The following is a 16,231-nucleotide window of genomic DNA, read 5'->3' as shown; positions in this document are numbered from 1 at the left end:
CGGTGACCGGCGTGACGGTGGTCGGGCTGGACGCCGCCGGCGCATCGCCGCACCCCGCGCTCGCACCGGTGCTGGCCGCCGCCGGACTGGTCGTCGGGGCCGCCCGGCACCTGGCCGCGGTGCCCGTACCGGCCGGGGTGGACACCGTCGCCCTCGGGCCGCTCGCCCCCGCCCTGCACCGCCTGGCCGAGGCCGTCGACGCCGGGGTGCCCGCCGTGGTGCTGGCCAGCGGGGACCCGGGCCTGTTCGGCATCGTCCGCCGGCTGCGGGCGGCCGGGCTGCCGCTGCGGGTGGTGCCGGCGGTGTCCAGTGTGGCCGCCGCGTTCGCCCGCGCCGGGATGCCGTGGGACGGCGCCGCCGTGGTCACGGCGCACGGGCGCGACCCGCGACCGGCCCTGAACGCCTGCCGGGCGTTGCCGCTGGTCGCGGTGCTCACCGCACCCGGCGCCGGTGCCGCAGAGGTGGGTGCCGGCCTGATCGGCTGGTCGCGTCGCCTGCTGGTCGCCGAGCATCTGGGCACCGACGCCGAACGGATCCGCGAGGTGACCCCCGAGCAGGCCACCGCCGAGACCTGGGCCGACCCACACGTCCTGCTCAGCCTCGCCGCACCCGACCCTGCCGAGTCCGCGCCGGATCGGGTCACCCCCGGTGGGATGCGGTCCGACAACCAGCCGGCCGCCGCGCCGGCAGGCGGTTGGGCGCTGCCGGAGACCCGGTACGCCCACCGCGACTCGATGATCACCAAGTCGGAGGTCCGCGCCCTCGTCGTCGCGCGACTGCGCCCCGGCTGGGCCGGCTGGTGTGGGACGTCGGCGCGGGCAGCGGCTCGGTCGGCATCGAGTGCGCGCTGCTCGGCGCGGCCGTGCTCGCCGTCGAACAGGACCCGGGGGCCGGCGCGACCATCCGGGCCAACGCCACCGCGCACGCCGTGTACGTCCGGCTCGTCACCGGGCGTGCCCCGGAGGCACTGGCCGGCCTGCCCGAGCCGGACGCGGTCTTCGTCGGCGGTGGCGCTGCCGACGTCCTCGCCGCCGTGGTGGCCCGCCAGCCCGAGCGGGTGGTGCTCACCCTGGCCGCACTGGACCGGGTCGCACCGGCCGTGGGCCTCCTGCGCGCTGCCGGCTACACGGTCGAGGGCAGTCAGCTCTCCGCCGCCCGCCTCGCCGACCTGCCCGGCGGGTCGATCCGCCTCGCGGCCACCAACCCGGTGGTCGTCCTTACCGGGGAGCGCCCGTGAACGACCAGAAACCGCCTGCCCGGATCGGTCTGGTGGCGGCCACCGCCGCCGGCCGCCGGCACGCCGAGACCCTGGCCGCCGCCTGGCCGCACGCCCGGCTGGTCGAGGGCGAGACCGTGGCCGCCGCGCTGCGGGCCGCCTGGGCGGGGTGTGACGCGGTGGTCGCGTTCCTGGCCACCGGCGCGGTGGTGCGGATCCTCGCGCCGCTGCTCGGCGACAAGCGCAGCGACCCGGCCGTGGTGGTCGTCGACGAGGCGGCCCGGCACGCCGTGGCGCTGCTCGGCGGGCACGCCGGCGGCGGCAACGACCTCACCGAGCGGGTCGCCGCACTGCTGGACGCACGACCGGTGATCACCACCGCCACCGACGCGGTCGGCCTGCCAGGGCTGGACACCCTCGGCTGGCCCGTGCAGGGCGCGGTCGCGGCGGTGTCCCGGGCCATCCTGGACGGCGAGCCGGTCCGGCTGATCGCCGACGCCGCCTGGCCGTTGCCCGCACTGCCCCCGAACGTGCGCGCCGCCGACGAGGACCCGACGGACGACGGATACCGGCTGCTGGTCACCGACCGGATGGTGCCGCTGGACGAGCGGACCGCCGTGCTGCGGCCGCCGTCGCTGGTCGCCGGCGTGGGCGCGAGTCGGGGCGTACCCGCCGCCGAGGTGGCGGAGCTGCTGCACCGGGTGCTGACCGACGCCGGCCTCAGCCCGGCAAGCCTGCGCTGCCTGTCCACCGCCGACGTCAAGGCCGACGAGGCGGGCATCCTGAGCACCGCCGACACGCTCGGCGTACCCCTGGTGACCTGGCCGGTGACGCGGCTGGCGGCGGTCGACGTGCCGCACCCCAGCGAGGTGGTCCGCGCCGCGGTCGGCACCCCGAGCGTGGCGGAGGCCGCGGCCCTGCTCGGCCCGGCGGGCCGTCCGGACGACGCCACGCTGCTGGTGGGAAAGACCGCGACGGCCATGGCCACCGTGGCGGTCGCCCGCCACGCGCCGCGCGGCCGACTGGCCGTCGTCGGGCTCGGACCGGGCGCCGCCGACCTGCGCACCCCCGCGCGGTGACCGAGCTGCGCCGCGCCGCCGTGGTGGTCGGCCTCGACCAGTACCTCGACCAGGTCCGCGACGTGCTCCGCCCTGGCACCCGGGTGCTCTCCAGCGGGCTGGGCGCGGAGGAGGCGCGGGCTCGCACCGCCGTCGCCGAGGCCGTCGCCGGCCGGTCGGTCGCGCTGATCGGCTCCGGCGACGCCGGGGTGTACGCGATGGCCAGCCCCGCCCTGGAGTACGCCGACGAGCGGATCGACGTGGTGGGCGTGCCCGGGGTGACCGCCGCGCTGGCCGCCGGTGCGCTGCTCGGCGCCCCGCTCGGCCACGACCACGCCTATGTGAGCCTGTCCGACCTGCACACCCCGTGGGAGGTCATCGAGCGGCGGGTGACCGCCGCCGCCGAGGGTGACTTCGTGACGCTGTTCTACAACCCGCGCAGCCGGGCGCGGGACTGGCAGCTCGGCAAGGCGCTCGGCATCCTCGGCGCGCACCGGCCACCGGACACCCCGGTCGGTGTGGTGCGCAACGCCAGCCGTCCCGGCGAGCGGGTGCACCTGGCGACCCTGTCCACTCTCGACCCGGCCGTGGTCGACATGTACAGCGTGGTGGTGGTCGGCAGCAGTGACACGCGGCTGGTCGCGGGTCGGATGGTCACACCTCGGGGGTACCGGTGGCGATCGTGACGATCGGCGCCTGCCAGGGCTGCGGCGCCTGCCTGCTCACCTGCCCCACGCACGCGATCCGGCCGGTCGCCGGCGGCCTGACGGTCCGCGCCGACCGATGCACCGGCTGCCTGGAGTGCCTGGAGATCTGCCCGGTCGACGCGATCCGCGTCGTCGACGCCTTCGACGCGGAACCTGGAGGAGCCCGATGAGCCGGGTGGTGCACCCGATCGAGGTGGAGTCGTACCGCATCCTGCGCGAGCGCGTCGACCTGTCGCACCTGCCGCCGCTGAGCCGAGCGGTGACCGAGCGGGTGGTGCACGCCAGCGCCGACCTCGCGTACGTCGACGAGTTGGTCTGCGACGAGGCGGCCCTGGAGTCGGGGCTGGCCGCGTTGCGCGCCGGGGCGCCGGTGGTCACCGACGTGGCGATGGTCGCCGCCGGCATCACCCGGGCCGGCCTGGAGCTGGTCTGCCCGGTCGCCGAGCCGGCCGCCGCGGAACTGGGCCGCTCGGCCGGGATCACCCGCTCGGCGGCGGCCGTGCGGATCGCACTGGCCCGGGTCGGCCCGGGCGCGGTCTGGGTGGTCGGCTGCGCGCCCACCGCGCTCGTCGAACTGCTCACCCTGGACGCCGCACCGGCGCTCGTCGTCGGCCTGCCGGTCGGCTTCGTGGGTGCCGCCGAATCGAAGGCGGCGCTGCGGGCCAGCGGCCTGCCCGGGGTGTCCAACGTGGGCGAGAAGGGTGGCTCGGCGGTCGCCGCCGCCGCCCTCAACGCCCTGCTCTACATCGAGGAGAAGTCATGACCGGGTTGGTCATCGTCGGGCACGGTACGCGCAGCACGGCCGGGGTCGACCAGTTCGCCGCGCTCGTCGAGCGGGTCCGTCGTCGCGGCGACGTCGCCGATGTCGAGGGCGGCTTCATCGAGCTGTCCCGACCACCGCTGACCGACGCGGTCGGCGCGCTCGTCGCGCGCGGGCACCGGGCGCTGGTGGCGCTGCCGCTGGTGCTCACCGCCGCCGGGCACGGCAAGGGCGACATCCCCGCCGCGATGGGCCGGGAGCAGCAGCGTCATCCGGGGCTGAGCTACCGCTACGGACGCCCGCTCGGCCCCCACCCGCTGCTGCACGAAGCCCTCGAACAGCGCATCGACGCCGCACTGGCCGGCGCCGACCGGGCCGGCACGTGGGTGGCGTTGATTGGGCGGGGGTCCACCGACCCGGACGCCAACGCCGAGGTCGCCAAGGTCGCCCGGCTGCTCTGGGAGGGGCGCGGCTACGCCGGCGTGGAGCCGGGGTTCATCTCCCTCGCGCAGCCGTCGGTGCCGGCGGTGCTGGACCGGCTGCGCCGGCTCGGCGCGCGGCGGATCGTCGTGGCGCCGTACTTCCTGTTCGCCGGGGTGCTGCCCGACCGGATCGTCGCCCAGTCGGCGGAGTTCGCCGCCGCCCACCCCGAGCTGGACGTGCGGGTGGCCGAGGTGATCGGCGACTGTGACGCCCTCGCCGACCTCGTCCTGGAGCGCTACGCCGAAGCGCTGGGCGGGGACATCCGGATGAACTGCGACACCTGCGCGTACCGGGTGCTGATGCCCGGCTTCGCGGACAAGGTGGGTCGCCCGCAACGTCCGCACGACCACCCCGACGACCCGGTCGGCCACCACCACCACGGGCACGACCACCACCACGACCACGGCTCGGTCGCCGTGGTCGGTGGCGGGCCGGGGCCCGACGACCTGATCACGGTACGCGGCAAGGCGCTGCTCGACGCGGCGGACGTGGTGGTCGTCGACCGGCTCGCCCCGCAGGGGCTGCTCGCCGGGCTGCGCCCCGACGTGCTGGTGGTCGACGCCGCGAAGGTGCCCCGTGGCCCGTCGATGGCCCAGGAGGCGATAAACGAGGCCCTCGTGTCGCACGCCCGCGCCGGCCGGCGGGTGGTCCGGCTCAAGGGTGGTGACCCGTACGTCTTCGGACGCGGCCACGAGGAGGTGCTGGCCTGTGTGGCGGCGGGTGTGCCGGTGACGGTGGTGCCCGGGGTGAGCAGCGCGCTCGCCGCGCCGGCCCTCGCTGGCGTGCCGGTGACGCACCGGGGTGTGGCGCACGACGTCACCGTGGTCTCCGGGCACCTCCCGCCCGGGCACCCCGACTCGCTTGTGGACTGGGCGGCGCTGGCCCGGGCCCGGGGCACCGTCGTGTTGCTGATGGCCGTCGACACCATCGCCAAGATCGCGACCGTGCTGATCGAGCACGGTCGCGCCCCGGAGACCCCGGTGCTGGCCGTGCAGGACGCCGGGCTGCCCGCCCAGCGGTCGGTGCCCGCCCGGCTGGACGAGATCGGCGCGGTCGCCGCCCGGGAGGACATTCGCCCGCCCGCTGTCTTCGTCCTCGGCCCGGTGGTCGCCCTCACCACCACCGGGCCGACGGTCTGACGACTACTCGCTGCGGGCGGTCTCCGGCCCGGTGATGCGTTCCAGCAGCGGCAGGGTGGAGGCGATGACGCCGAGGCAGGCGGCCAACCCGACGACGACGATCACGTAGAAGCCCGGCTCCGGCGCGACGAGGGTGTAGCCCATCTGCGCCCGCAGGAACAGGTGGGCGGCGAGGAGGCCCATTCCGATGGCGACCGCGGCGACGGCGAGCATCGGCACGGCGCTCTCCAGCGCCACCACCCGACGCAGGACCCGCACCGGAGCGCCGCTGAGGCGCAGCAGGCTGAACGGGCGTCGGCGTTCGGTGAGACCGCCGATCACGCTGACCGCGAGGCTGCACCCGCCGAGCGCGAGACTGGCGACGATGATGACGTTCGCCAGTTGTTCCCAGCCGCGCAGCGTGTCGGCGAAGTCCGACTCGAAGTCGCCGGGCACGTTCGGCCCGACCCAGAAGGTCGGGAAGGCGACCTCCAGCACGGTGCGGGTACGTTCGATGGCGGTGGCGGAGCCGTCGGTGCCGACGACCATCGACACCACCGGAAGCCGCTGGAGTTCGTCGAGGGTGAAAGACGCGGCGGGCCAGACCGTCGCGGTCGACGCCGATTCCCGCCAGCGGCTGAGGCCCATCGGCACCTCGATGACGCTCGCGTCCTCGGCGCACCGGCCGTACGCGCTCGGGAGGTCGGTGCACGCGATCACTCCGCCCTCGCCACCGTTCATCATGTTCGGGTTCTCCCGGATGGCGGTCGCGGAGCGTACCCCGGTGATCGCCCGCAGCTCGGCGAAGAGCGCGTCGGGCACCGACGGCGCCTCCTCGTCGAAGACCGTGGTCACCGTGCCCGCATCGGTCGAGCCGATCGGTGCCGGGCCGCGGTTGGCGACGATCGTGGTGATCACGCCGATGGCCACGCTCGTCACGAAGAGCGCGAGCATGATGCCGCTGATCGCCCGGAAGCCGGCCTTCGGGTTGTCGGCGAGGCGTCGCGCGGCGATGAGCGCGGCCGGGCGGTTGGCGTACCGGGCCATCACCCGGGCGCCGACCATCGTCAACCACGGGCCGGCGAAGACCAGGCCGGCCATGATGAGCAGCAGACCGGGCAGGAACACCGCGGCTTGGCCGTCGGACGTCTCGGGCCGGAAGCCGATGGCGAAGAACAGCACGGCGACGCCGAGCGCCATCGGAATCAGCCGGTACGCGCGCGGCGCCCGAGGGGTGACCCGCCGGGTGACGCCCAGCGGTGAGATCCGTACCCGGCGCAGCGAGACCTGGGCCGCCAGCGCCGCGCCGGCCGGGACGCCGAGCGCCACCAGCAGGAGGTCCAGCAGGCCCAGCGACATGTCGCTGGGAAAGAACGGCATGCCGGTGAACGGGATGCCCGCCATCTGGCCTCGTAACGCGTAGAACAGAGCGAAACCGAGGGCGGTGCCGGCGACAGCCGCGGCGGTCGCCTCCACCGCCGCGACCACCGAGATCTGCTTCGGTGTCGCGCCGACCAGACGCATCGCGGCGAAGCGCTGCTCCCGGCGGGCGGCGCTGAGCCGGGTGGCCGTGCCGATGAAGATCAGCACCGGAAACAGCAGCCCGCCGGCGATCACGCCCAGGATGAGGTTCACCGTGGCCTCGGGGAGCGTGGGCTTGTCACCGAGGTCGCCGACCTGCCTGGCGTTGGGCAGCTTGCCGACGCTGTCCGGCGTGCCGCCCACGATGGCGAGCAGGGTGTCCGGTGAGGTGAGCCCGGCCGCTCCGACGGTGCCCAGGTCACGCTCCGGGTAACGGTCGCCCAACTGGTCGGCCGGGTGCGCGGCGATCAGGTCCCGCAGCGCGGGCGAGGCGTAGAACTCACCGCGGCCCGGAGTGCTCGGGATGCCGGCCGGGGTGGGCGCGTTCGCTCCGGTGGCGGCGACGTCGATCCGGATGATCTGTTTGCCGTGGAAGTAGTCGCCCCGGGTCGACCACCACAGCGGGTCGGCGTCGCCGCCGGTCGAGGCGCTGGGATAGATCGACGCGTACCGGGTGAGCTGGGCGTCGACGGCGTTGACCCCGGCGAGGGTGGTCAGCAGCAGCCCACTGCCGACCGCGACCGCGGCGGCGATGACGAGCAGGCGGGTGAGCGCCTCGCGTCCGCCGGCCACGGCGAGGCGGAGCCCGAAGCGGATCATGAGGCGATCCGGTCCGGCGCGTTCACGCGCCCGTCGCGGACCATGACCTCGCGGTCGGCGTACGCGGCGATCCTGGGCTCGTGGGTGACCAGGATGACCGTGGTGCCCTGCTCGCGGGCCGAGCTGACCAGCAGGTCCATGACCTGCTCACCGGTGAGCGAGTCGAGCGCGCCGGTCGGCTCGTCGGCGAAGAGCACCTGCGGCTCGGCGACCAGGCCACGGGCGAGGGCGACGCGTTGCGCCTGCCCGCCGGACAGCTCACCCGACCGGCGCTGTTCCAGGCCGTCCAGGCCGAGGCGCTCGAACCAGGCTTTCGCCTTCTTGAGCGCCTGCTTCCGGTGTACGCCGCTGAGCAGCAGCGGCAGCGCGACGTTCTCCACGGCGGTGAGCTCGGGGACGAGTTGGCCGAACTGGAACACGAAGCCGAAGCGGTCGCGGCGCAGGCTGCTGCGCTGGGTCTCGGCCATGGCGTCGATCCGCGCCCCGTCGAAGAGGATCTCGCCGGAGTCGGGCACGAGGATGCCGGCCAGGCAGTGCAACAGGGTGGACTTGCCCGAGCCGCTGGGGCCCATGATGGCGAGGATCTCGCCCGCGTCAACGGCGACGCTGGCGCCGCGCAGCGCGGGGGTCTGGCCGAAGGAGAACTCGACGTCGCGTGCTTCGATCACGACGCTCATGGCCGCACCGCCTTCCTCAGGGCGTCCAGCCGGGCGCCGGTCATCTCGATCCACCGGAGGTCCGCCTCCAGGTGGTACAGGCCGTGGTCGGCGAGCAGGGCGTCGACCAGGTTGCCGGCGCGTTTGATCTCGGTGAGCTCGCGCATCCGTGCCAGGTGTGCGCTGCGCTGGGTGTCGAGGTATTCGGCGGCCGGCCGGTCCAGCATCAGCGCGAGCACGACCTTGGCGAAGAGCACCGTCTGCAGGTGCGGTTCCGGGTCGACCGGCTGGGTCAGCCACTGCTCGACCTCGGTCGCGCCCAGGTCGGTGATGATGTAGCGCTTGCGGTCGGGGCCGGAGCCGGGGGCGACGTCGCTGATCACCACCTTGCCGTCCCGGGCCAGTCGGCTGAGGGTGGAGTAGACCTGGCCGAACGGCAGGGGCTTGCCCCGGCCGAAGAAGGCGTCGTAGTCACGCTTCAGGTCGTACCCGTGGCTGGGCTCCCGTTCGAGGAGGCCGAGAAGGGTCAATGGCACGCTCATGCCAGGAGACTACACTGAGGGTATACCCCGCGTATATACCCTCAGTATCCTGCGGGGCTCAGCCCACCAGGGCGTGGGTCAGGGCGTAGCCGGTGGTGGCTGCGGCGAGCCCGGCGGCGACGCTGCCCAGCACGTTGGCCAGGGCGAGGAGCCGGTTGCCGTCCTTGGCGAGCCGCAGCGTCTCGTAGCTGAAGGTCGAGTAGGTGGTCAGCGCGCCGCAGAACCCGGTGCCGAGCAACGCGGTGACCGCCGGGCCGGCCGGCAACCCGACGAGTACGCCGAGCAGCAGCGACCCGATCACGTTGACGGTCAGCGTGCCCCAGGGGAACGCCGAGTCGTGCCGGGACTGCACGGCCCGGTCGGTGAGGTAGCGCAGCGGAGCGCCGAGGGCCGCGCCCAGGGCGATGAGCAGCACGGTCATCGGGCCACCCGCCGCCGCAGCAGTCCAGCGGTGACGGCGTCGCCCAACCCCACCGCCGCGAGCGCCCCGAGCACCGTCGCGGCCAGGTACGCCAGCGCGGTGCCCGGAGCGCCCGCGACCAGCGCCTGCTGGACGTCCACCGCGTAGGTGGAGAAGGTGGTGAACCCGCCGAGCACCCCGACCCCGAGGAACGGGCGGACCAGAGGGTGCCCACCGCCGAGGTGCCCGAGCACCGCCATCAGCACGCCGATCAGCAGACAGCCGGACAGGTTGATGCCGAACGTCGCCCACGGGAAACCCGTCGGCGAGTGCGGGGCGGCGTGTTGCAGGCCGGCCCGGGACAGCGCGCCGAGCACCCCGCCGGCCGCGATCGTGGCGAGAATCGTCGCGGGGCGCGCGGTCAGCTCGCCCCGGTCGGCGGGGACGCGGAGATCGACGTCGGGGTCGGTACGGCGCTCGAACGGCTCTGACACGGGTCCTTAGCGTACTGCCGCGACAGCGGCGTCCGGACCGCCCCGCCACACCGTGCCGACCTCGCTGAACTCGGCCGCGGTGAGCGCGGCGAGGTGCCAGGAGACCGGCGGGTTCCATTCCGGGCTGTGTCCGGTCGGGTAGATGGTGTGCCGCTGGGCGACCAGCGGGGCGAGTGCCGGGTCGGCGCCGGCCCGCTCCCACCAGTCCGACCAGGACAGCACCGAGCCGGCGGCGTACCGGGCGTTGCGCCGGTCCCGTGCCCGGTCCAACAGCCGCTTGGTCAGCTCCGGCACGGTGTCGTCCGGCATGTGGTCGGCGTTGACGAAGACCCCGCCCGGTCGGAGCACGTCGCGCAGCTCGGCGTAGAGCTGGCTGAGCCGGTCGGCCGGAAGCCAGTGCAGGGCGGTGGCGGTGAGTACGGCGTCGTACTCGCGGTGGGGGAGCGCGGAGCGCCACTCCGGGGTGCCGAGGTCGGCCGTGACGATGGTGGCCCGGTCGCCCAGCGAGGCGTCGGCGATGGCGAGCAGGGCCGGGTCGAGGTCCACCAAGGTCGCCTCGGTGCCGGGGAAGCGCGCCAGCGTCCGCAGCGAGATGGTGCCGGTGCCGCCGGCCAGATCGAGCAGGCGCGGCGGCCGGCCGTCGAGGACCGCGTCGACGGTGTCGAGCATGGCGGTGAACCGGTGTTCCCGGTCCGGCATGAAGGCCTCCTGCTGACGGTCCCAGCTCTCCTGCCAGGCCCACGGATCCACGATGTAAGGACTCATAGCGATCAGGCTAGTTACTGGACGCAGCCAGGTCCAGACCTTGTTGCACATAATTTGCAATTGCGAGAAGATGGCAGGGCGATGATCAGGGTGACGCCGGGTCGGGCTTCCGCTCGGCCCGGCGTCCTCGTGCCGGCGGGATCAGACCGTCGTGTCCACCAGGTCGGCGTCGACCGTCGCCGGCTCGTTGCGGCGGGCCAGTCGCAGCGCTCCGAGCAGGACGCCCAGGCCGGCCAGGGTGAGCGCGGCGCCGGCCCAGATCGGCGAGGTGTAGCCGAGCCCGGCAGCGATGGTCACACCACCGATCCAGGCGCCCAGCGCGTTGCCGAGGTTGAAGGCCGCGATGTTCGCCCCGGACGCGAGGGTCGGCGCCTGCTGGGCGTAATGCATGATCCGCATCTGCAGCGGCGGCACGGTGGCGAACCCGAACCCGCCCATCAGCACCAGCGAGACGATGGTCAGCACCGGGCTCGTCGCGGTCAGCGCGAATCCGACGAGCACGACGGTGAGCACCGCCAGGACGATGACCAGGGTGCGCGACAGTGACCTGTCGGCCGCCCGACCACCGAGCAGGTTGCCGGCGAAGAGCCCCACGCCGAAGAGGACGAGCAGCCATGGCACGGTGCTGGTGGCGAATCCGCTGACCTCGGTGAGCGTGTAGGCGATGTAGGTGAACGCGCCGAACATCCCGCCGAAGCCCAGGACCGTGATCAGCAGGGAGAGCCAGACCTGTGAGTGGGCGAAGGCGCGCAGCTCACCACGCAGTCCGCCGGCCGACCGGTCGGCGTCGGCGGTGTCGCGACCCGGGATGAGTAGGGCCAGCCCGATCAGCGCGACCACCCCGATCGCGGTGATCGCCCAGAAGGTCGACCGCCAGCCGAAGTGCTGCCCGAGGAAGGTGCCGAAGGGGACGCCGAGCACGTTCGCGATGGTCAGGCCGGCGAACATCATGGCGATGGCGCCGGCCCGACGGGCCGGAGCGACCAGGCCGGCGGCGACCACGGCGCCGATGCCGAAGAACGCGCCGTGGCACAGCGCGGCGACGATCCGGCCGGCCATCATCACGGCGTAGTCGCCGGCGACTGCGGAGAGCAGGTTGCCGATGATGAAGAGCACCATCAGGCCGAGCAGCACCGGCTTGCGCGGCAGTCGGGTGACCGCCGCGGTGAGGGCGACGCCGCCGACGGCCACGCTGAGCGCGTAGCCGGAGATCAGCCAGCCGGCCACCGGCTCGGTGACCGCGAAGTCGGCGGCAACCTCGGGCAGCAGCCCCATGATCACGAATTCGGTGAGCCCGATGCCGAAGGCGCCGATCGCCAGCGCGATCAGGCCGGGCGGCAGGGACTTGTGGCGTACGGACATGGACTTCCCATCGGGGAGGGGGCAGATATAAAGCGCGTGCAACTACACGCGCCGACAACTAGATACTTGCACGCGCCTTATATCGGCGCAAGCGTGGTAGTCTGGGCCGTCCAGATCACACATCCCAGGGGGCGGCATGGGCATCGGCGATGACGCGATCGAGATCCGCGCGCAGGGATGGCGCACCCTCGCCGCCCTGCACGGGCTGATCGAGACGTCCCTGGAGCGGGCGTTGCAGGCCGGCCACGACCTGTCCGTCGTCGAATACACGGTGCTCGACGCGCTCTCCCGCCAGGACGGTTGGCACATGCGGATGAGCCAGCTCGCCCGGGCCGCCGCGCTCTCCGGCAGCGCCACCACCCGCTTGGTCACCCGGCTGGAGCAGCGTGGTCTGCTCACCCGGATTCTGTGCGCCGACGACCGGCGCGGCATCTACACCGAGCTGACCCCGGCCGGCTCCAAGTTGCTCGCCCAGGCCCGACCCACCCACGACCGGGTGCTCACCGATGCGCTTGCCGAGGCGGCGGCCGCCCCCGAGCTGGCCCCGCTGGTCGACGCCCTGCACCGGCTGCCGACCGCCCGCTGACCCGCCGGGCCCTCGTCCGGGGCGGCGCGCTGCGGCGTACGGTACCGGCAGCCGCGCCGGGACCGTCGTGAGAAGGAGGCAGGCGATGCAGGACCGCACCCCTCGCCCGGAGGAGCTGGAGCCAATCGAGCGCGCCGGCATCGACGAGCTGCGGGCACTGCAACGCGACCGGCTGCGGTGGTCGTTGCGGCACGCGTACGACAACGTGCCGCACTACCGCCGGGCGTTCGACGCGGTCGGGGTGCACCCCGACGACTGCCGGGATCTCGACGACCTGGCCCGCTTTCCGTTCACCGGCAAGGCGGAGCTGCGGGACAACTACCCGTTCGGCATGTTCGCCGTACCCCGGGATCGGGTCGCCCGGCTGCACGCCTCCTCCGGCACCACCGGCCGACCGACGGTGGTCGGTTACACCCGCGACGACCTGCGCACCTGGGCGCGGCTGATGGCCCGGTCGATCCGCGCCTCCGGCGGCCGTCCCGGCGACCGGGTGCACGTCGCGTACGGCTACGGGCTCTTCACCGGCGGCCTGGGCGCGCACTACGGCGCCGAGGAGCTCGGTTGCACGGTCATCCCGGTCTCCGGCGGCATGACCGAGCGTCAGGTCATGCTGATCCGTGACTTCGAACCCGAGGTCATCATGGTCACGCCCAGCTACATGCTGGCGATCGTGGACGAGATGTACCGCCAGGGCGTGGACCCGCGAGCCACCTCACTGCGGGTGGGCATCTTCGGCGCGGAGCCGTGGACCGAGGACATGCGCCGGGAGGTGGAGCAGCAGCTGGACATCCACGCGGTGGACATCTACGGGCTCTCCGAGGTGATGGGTCCGGGCGTGGCGACCGAGTGCGTCGAGACCAAGGACGGGCTGCACCTCTGGGAGGACCACTTCTATCCGGAGATCATCGACCCGGTCAGCGGGGCGGTGCTGCCCGACGGCGAGCAGGGTGAGCTGGTGTTGACGTCGCTGACCAAGGAGGCGATGCCGGTCGTGCGCTACCGCACCCGCGACCTGACCCGGCTGCTGCCCGGCACCGCCCGGCCGATGCGCCGGATCGAGAAGATCACCGGTCGGACCGACGACATGATGATCGTCCGGGGGGTGAACGTCTTTCCCACCCAGATCGAGGAGTTGATCCTGCGGACCCCGCAGCTGTCCCCGCACTTCCAGTGCGTCCTCGATCGGCACGGCCGGTTGGACACCCTGACGGTGCGGGTGGAGCGGCGGGCCGGGGTCGGCGTGGACGCGGCGGAGCGGGCCGGCGCGACGCTGGTCGAGCTGGTGAAGAACACCATCGGCGTGAGCGTGGCTGTCGATGTCCTCGCCCCGGACGCGGTGGAGCGGTCGGTGGGCAAGATGCGCCGCATCGTCGACCAGCGACCGGTCGCCTGAACGATCCCCGCCAACGGTCGTCGGGCACCCGGTCTCGCCAGCGTCGACATAGGATCCCGGCCATGCGCGTGCTGGTGGTTTCCGCCCCGCTGGTCGGGCACGTCTTCCCGCTGGTGCCGCTCGCCGTCGCGCTGCGCGACGCCGGCCACGACGTGCTGCTGGCCACCGGCGGCGGTGGCCTGGCCGCCGCCGAGGCCGGCCTGCCGGTGCACGACGTCGCGCCGGGCTTCGACTTCGGCCGGATCGCCCTGCGGGTCTTCCCCCGCCATCCGCTGATCGCCCGCGCCGAGCTGGCCGGCACCGCCGGCACCCGGGGCGCCGGCCTGCTCTTCGGCGCGCTCAACGACCAGCTCACCGACCCGGTGGTCGCGCTGGCCACCCAGTGGCGGCCGAACCTGGTGCTGTACGAGCCGTTCGCGGTTGCCGGTGCGGTGGCCGCCGCGCGGCTCGACGTGCCGGCCGTACGCCAGGAGAACTCCCTCTTCGACGGCCGGGAGCTGGTCCGCGCCACCAGCGCCCGACTCGGCGCCGCACTGCGCCGGCACGGCCTGACCGAGCTGCCGCCACCCGCCGCCGCCCTCGCCGTGGCCCCGCCCAGCGTGGCCGTCCAGGGCGGTTGGCCGATGCGGTACGAGTCCTACGTCGGTGGCGGCGAGTTGCCGGGCTGGCTGCGCGAGCCGGGTGAGCGGCCCCGCATCCTGGTTACCCGCAGCACCCTGACCGGCCCCGGCGACCGGGGGCCGATGCCCGCCGTGGTGGCCGCCGCCGCTCAGGTGGACGCCGAGATCGTGTTGGTCCGGCCCGACGAGCGGTCGGCTCGTTCGCTGCCGGGCAACGTGCGGGTGGTCGACTGGATTCCGCTCGACGAGGCAATGCCGGCGAGCGCGGCGCTGGTCCACCACGGCGGGGCGGGCAGCACCCTCGGTGCCCTCGCCGCCGGCCTGCCCCAGCTGGCCACCATGGGTCCGGGGACCGACGGCACAACGCCGAGCTGGTGGCCCGCCGGGGCGCCGGTCTGGCGCTGCGCCCCCGGGACATCACCGCGCGGGCGCTGACCCAGCTGCTCACCGACGATGGCCTGCGCACCGCCGCCGCGCAGGTCAGCCGCGAGATCGCCGCGATGCCGCCACCGAGCGACCTCGTCGCGCGGCTGACGGCGCTGGTCTGACGTTCCTCCCGCGTGGCCGCACCGGACGGACGCCCGGCTGCGGCAGGATGGCCCGATGCGACACGTCGTGCTGTTCCACTCCGTGTATGGGCTGCGGCCCGCCGTACGCGCCGCCGCCGACCGGATGCGCGCCGCCGGGCACCGGGTCACCACCCCCGATCTGTACGGCGTCCCGGCCACCGACACCGTCGAGGAGGGCTTTGCGCTGCTCGACAAGATCGGCCAGGAGGTGGTGCTCGACCGGGCCCGGGCAGCGCTGCGGGACCTGCCACCGGAGACGGTGCTCGCCGGGTTCTCGATGGGCGCCGGGGTGGCCGGGGCGCTGCTGGCCGAGCGCCCCGACGCCGCCGGTCTGCTCCTGCTACACGGCACCGGCGGCGCACCCGACGCGGTCCGCGCCGGCCTGCCCGTGCAGCTGCACCTCGCCGACCCCGACCCGTACGACCTGCCGGACGAGGTCGACGAGTGGCAGCAGGCGATGACCGGCGCCGGCGCTGACCTGACGGTCTTCCGCTATCCCGGTGCCGGACATCTGTTCACCGACCCGGACCTGGCCGAGCACGCTCCGGACGCCGCCGCGGCGACCTGGCCACGGGTGCTGGCCTTCCTGGCCGCCCGCTGAGCACGTCGATCAGGACCGTCGATGCGGCCGGGCGACACCCCGTCTGCCGGTCGGTGCGGCACCGCGTCGAGAATGTGGGCCATGGAGTTCCTGTGCTACCACCGTGACCGGCCCGGATCGGCAGCGTTGCGCGACGAACTGCTGGCGGCGCACTGGTCCTACATGGACGGTTACGCGGCGGAGATGATCGCCCGCGGCCCCACCTTCGCCGACGACACACCCACCGGCAGCGTGCACATCGTCGACGTGCCCGATCCGGCCGCTGCGCGGACGTTCGCCCTCGACGAGCCGAACTACCAGGCCGGCGTGTACCGGGACGTGTTGCTGCGCCGGTGGCACAACGCGCTCGGCCGCACCATGTGGGACTTTCCCGGAGGCCGGACCGGTGGCAACCGGTACCTGGTGCTCGGCCTTGGCCTGGGGCAGGCCGCCGACCTGGCCGTGCCGCCCGACCCGGACGAGCTGATCGCGTACGGGCCACTGCTGTCCGACGACGGCGCCACCTGGCTCGGTACCGCGGCGCTGGTCCGGGCACCGAACCCGGACGCGGCGCGCGCCATCCTGACCGTGGACCGGTACGCCGACATCGAGGTGCACCACTGGCAGTTCGGCGGGCGACCGTCCTGATCCGTCGTCCGGGTACGTCCTAGGCAGAGGCGGCCAGGCCGACCGGCCAGCGGATCAACGGCGGTCGGGGTGCGGCGCGCACCTTCCCGGTCG

16 protein-coding genes and 2 pseudogenes are annotated in these 16,231 nt (G+C 73.9%); 11 read left to right on the top strand and 7 right to left on the bottom strand.

Translation table 11 applies throughout. The annotated features are described in order from the left end of the window. Nucleotides 1-11: 11 nt before the first annotated feature. From cbiE to cobA, 5 genes and pseudogenes are all read left to right on the top strand, one after another. Nucleotides 12-1,237: pseudogene (cbiE, locus tag PCA76_RS17650) on the top strand (precorrin-6y C5,15-methyltransferase (decarboxylating) subunit CbiE); the annotation flags it as partial. Then, nucleotides 1,234-2,960: pseudogene (gene cobJ, locus PCA76_RS17645) on the top strand (precorrin-3B C(17)-methyltransferase). The pseudogenes cbiE and cobJ, both read left to right, overlap by 4 nt. Further along, nucleotides 2,948-3,151, top strand: a complete 204-nt coding sequence (locus PCA76_RS17640) for a DUF362 domain-containing protein (RefSeq protein ID WP_336297998.1) — start codon at nt 2,948-2,950, stop codon at nt 3,149-3,151. Before cobJ ends, PCA76_RS17640 begins: the two are co-directional and overlap by 13 nt. Beyond that, on the top strand, nt 3,148-3,744 hold the full coding sequence (locus tag PCA76_RS17635; protein WP_272611526.1) for a precorrin-8X methylmutase: 597 nt from the start codon (nt 3,148-3,150) through the stop codon (nt 3,742-3,744). The genes PCA76_RS17640 and PCA76_RS17635 overlap by 4 nt, the downstream gene beginning before the upstream one ends. Then, entirely contained in the window at nt 3,741-5,363 is a 1,623-nt protein-coding gene (gene cobA, locus PCA76_RS17630; RefSeq protein WP_272611525.1) for a uroporphyrinogen-III C-methyltransferase, read from the top strand. Before PCA76_RS17635 ends, cobA begins: the two co-directional genes overlap by 4 nt. Nucleotides 5,364-5,366: 3 nt before the next feature. On the opposite strand, the gene PCA76_RS17625 is transcribed toward cobA, so the two are convergent. The 7 genes from PCA76_RS17625 to PCA76_RS17595 form a co-directional block, all read right to left on the bottom strand. After that, nucleotides 5,367-7,523 (bottom strand): ABC transporter permease, encoded by a 2,157-nt coding sequence (locus PCA76_RS17625; protein ID WP_272611524.1) that lies wholly within the window; start codon nt 7,521-7,523, stop codon nt 5,367-5,369. After that, nucleotides 7,520-8,200, bottom strand: a complete 681-nt coding sequence (locus PCA76_RS17620; RefSeq protein ID WP_272611523.1) for an ABC transporter ATP-binding protein — start codon at nt 8,198-8,200, stop codon at nt 7,520-7,522. The genes PCA76_RS17625 and PCA76_RS17620 overlap by 4 nt, the downstream gene beginning before the upstream one ends. Beyond that, complete coding sequence (locus PCA76_RS17615; protein WP_272611522.1) at nt 8,197-8,721, bottom strand: PadR family transcriptional regulator; 525 nt, start codon at nt 8,719-8,721, stop codon at nt 8,197-8,199. Before PCA76_RS17615 ends, PCA76_RS17620 begins: the two co-directional genes overlap by 4 nt. A gap of 58 nt (nt 8,722-8,779) precedes the next feature. Next, nucleotides 8,780-9,142 (bottom strand): fluoride efflux transporter CrcB, encoded by a 363-nt coding sequence (gene crcB, locus PCA76_RS17610; RefSeq protein WP_272611521.1) that lies wholly within the window; start codon nt 9,140-9,142, stop codon nt 8,780-8,782. After that, nucleotides 9,139-9,615: a fluoride efflux transporter FluC gene (locus PCA76_RS17605; RefSeq protein WP_272611520.1), complete on the bottom strand. Its 477-nt coding sequence runs from the start codon at nt 9,613-9,615 to the stop codon at nt 9,139-9,141. Before PCA76_RS17605 ends, crcB begins: the two co-directional genes overlap by 4 nt. A gap of 6 nt (nt 9,616-9,621) precedes the next feature. Next, a complete protein-coding gene (locus PCA76_RS17600) occupies nt 9,622-10,380 on the bottom strand; it encodes a class I SAM-dependent methyltransferase (RefSeq protein ID WP_272611519.1) in 759 nt (252 codons plus the stop codon). 141 nt (nt 10,381-10,521) lie between these two features. Further along, a complete protein-coding gene (locus tag PCA76_RS17595; protein WP_272611518.1) occupies nt 10,522-11,742 on the bottom strand; it encodes an MFS transporter in 1,221 nt (406 codons plus the stop codon). A gap of 136 nt (nt 11,743-11,878) precedes the next feature. On the opposite strand from PCA76_RS17595, the gene PCA76_RS17590 reads away from it, so the two are divergent. The 6 genes from PCA76_RS17590 to PCA76_RS17565 all read left to right on the top strand — a co-directional run bounded on the left by PCA76_RS17590 (nt 11,879) and on the right by PCA76_RS17565 (nt 16,138). Beyond that, nucleotides 11,879-12,328, top strand: a complete 450-nt coding sequence (locus PCA76_RS17590) for a MarR family winged helix-turn-helix transcriptional regulator (protein ID WP_272611517.1) — start codon at nt 11,879-11,881, stop codon at nt 12,326-12,328. A gap of 85 nt (nt 12,329-12,413) precedes the next feature. Beyond that, a complete protein-coding gene (gene paaK, locus PCA76_RS17585; protein ID WP_272611516.1) occupies nt 12,414-13,721 on the top strand; it encodes a phenylacetate--CoA ligase PaaK in 1,308 nt (435 codons plus the stop codon). Between the two features lie 62 nt (nt 13,722-13,783). Beyond that, complete coding sequence (locus PCA76_RS17580; RefSeq protein WP_272611515.1) at nt 13,784-14,776, top strand: nucleotide disphospho-sugar-binding domain-containing protein; 993 nt, start codon at nt 13,784-13,786, stop codon at nt 14,774-14,776. Beyond that, a complete protein-coding gene (locus tag PCA76_RS17575; RefSeq protein ID WP_272611514.1) occupies nt 14,716-14,889 on the top strand; it encodes a hypothetical protein in 174 nt (57 codons plus the stop codon). Before PCA76_RS17580 ends, PCA76_RS17575 begins: the two co-directional genes overlap by 61 nt. 55 nt (nt 14,890-14,944) lie before the next feature. Continuing rightward, complete coding sequence (locus tag PCA76_RS17570; RefSeq protein WP_272611513.1) at nt 14,945-15,511, top strand: dienelactone hydrolase family protein; 567 nt, start codon at nt 14,945-14,947, stop codon at nt 15,509-15,511. 81 nt (nt 15,512-15,592) lie between these two features. Further along, nucleotides 15,593-16,138 carry a YciI family protein gene (locus PCA76_RS17565; protein ID WP_272611512.1) on the top strand — a complete coding sequence of 182 codons (546 nt, stop codon included), beginning with the start codon at nt 15,593-15,595 and terminating at the stop codon, nt 16,136-16,138. Nucleotides 16,139-16,231 lie beyond the last annotated feature (93 nt).

Origin of the sequence: Micromonospora sp. LH3U1, assembly GCF_028475105.1 — a bacterium.
Lineage (GTDB): Bacteria > Actinomycetota > Actinomycetes > Mycobacteriales > Micromonosporaceae > Micromonospora.
Note: the sequence above shows the minus strand (reverse complement) of the source record. Positions and strands in the feature narration are given on the sequence as shown.

What these genes read in the sequence shown, in the direction of transcription:
- crcB (WP_272611521.1), bottom strand. Translation starts at nt 9,142, where the DNA reads ATGACCGTGCTGCTCATCGCCCTGGGCGCGGCCCTCGGCGCTCCGCTG.
- PCA76_RS17625 (WP_272611524.1), bottom strand. Translation starts at nt 7,523, where the DNA reads ATGATCCGCTTCGGGCTCCGCCTCGCCGTGGCCGGCGGACGCGAGGCG.
- cobA (WP_272611525.1), top strand. Translation starts at nt 3,741, where the DNA reads ATGACCGGGTTGGTCATCGTCGGGCACGGTACGCGCAGCACGGCCGGG.
- PCA76_RS17580 (WP_272611515.1), top strand. Translation starts at nt 13,784, where the DNA reads ATGCGCGTGCTGGTGGTTTCCGCCCCGCTGGTCGGGCACGTCTTCCCG.
- PCA76_RS17635 (WP_272611526.1), top strand. Translation starts at nt 3,148, where the DNA reads ATGAGCCGGGTGGTGCACCCGATCGAGGTGGAGTCGTACCGCATCCTG.
- PCA76_RS17620 (WP_272611523.1), bottom strand. Translation starts at nt 8,200, where the DNA reads ATGAGCGTCGTGATCGAAGCACGCGACGTCGAGTTCTCCTTCGGCCAG.
- PCA76_RS17595 (WP_272611518.1), bottom strand. Translation starts at nt 11,742, where the DNA reads ATGTCCGTACGCCACAAGTCCCTGCCGCCCGGCCTGATCGCGCTGGCG.
- PCA76_RS17570 (WP_272611513.1), top strand. Translation starts at nt 14,945, where the DNA reads ATGCGACACGTCGTGCTGTTCCACTCCGTGTATGGGCTGCGGCCCGCC.
- paaK (WP_272611516.1), top strand. Translation starts at nt 12,414, where the DNA reads ATGCAGGACCGCACCCCTCGCCCGGAGGAGCTGGAGCCAATCGAGCGC.
- PCA76_RS17615 (WP_272611522.1), bottom strand. Translation starts at nt 8,721, where the DNA reads ATGAGCGTGCCATTGACCCTTCTCGGCCTCCTCGAACGGGAGCCCAGC.
- PCA76_RS17600 (WP_272611519.1), bottom strand. Translation starts at nt 10,380, where the DNA reads ATGAGTCCTTACATCGTGGATCCGTGGGCCTGGCAGGAGAGCTGGGAC.
- PCA76_RS17565 (WP_272611512.1), top strand. Translation starts at nt 15,593, where the DNA reads ATGGAGTTCCTGTGCTACCACCGTGACCGGCCCGGATCGGCAGCGTTG.
- PCA76_RS17590 (WP_272611517.1), top strand. Translation starts at nt 11,879, where the DNA reads ATGGGCATCGGCGATGACGCGATCGAGATCCGCGCGCAGGGATGGCGC.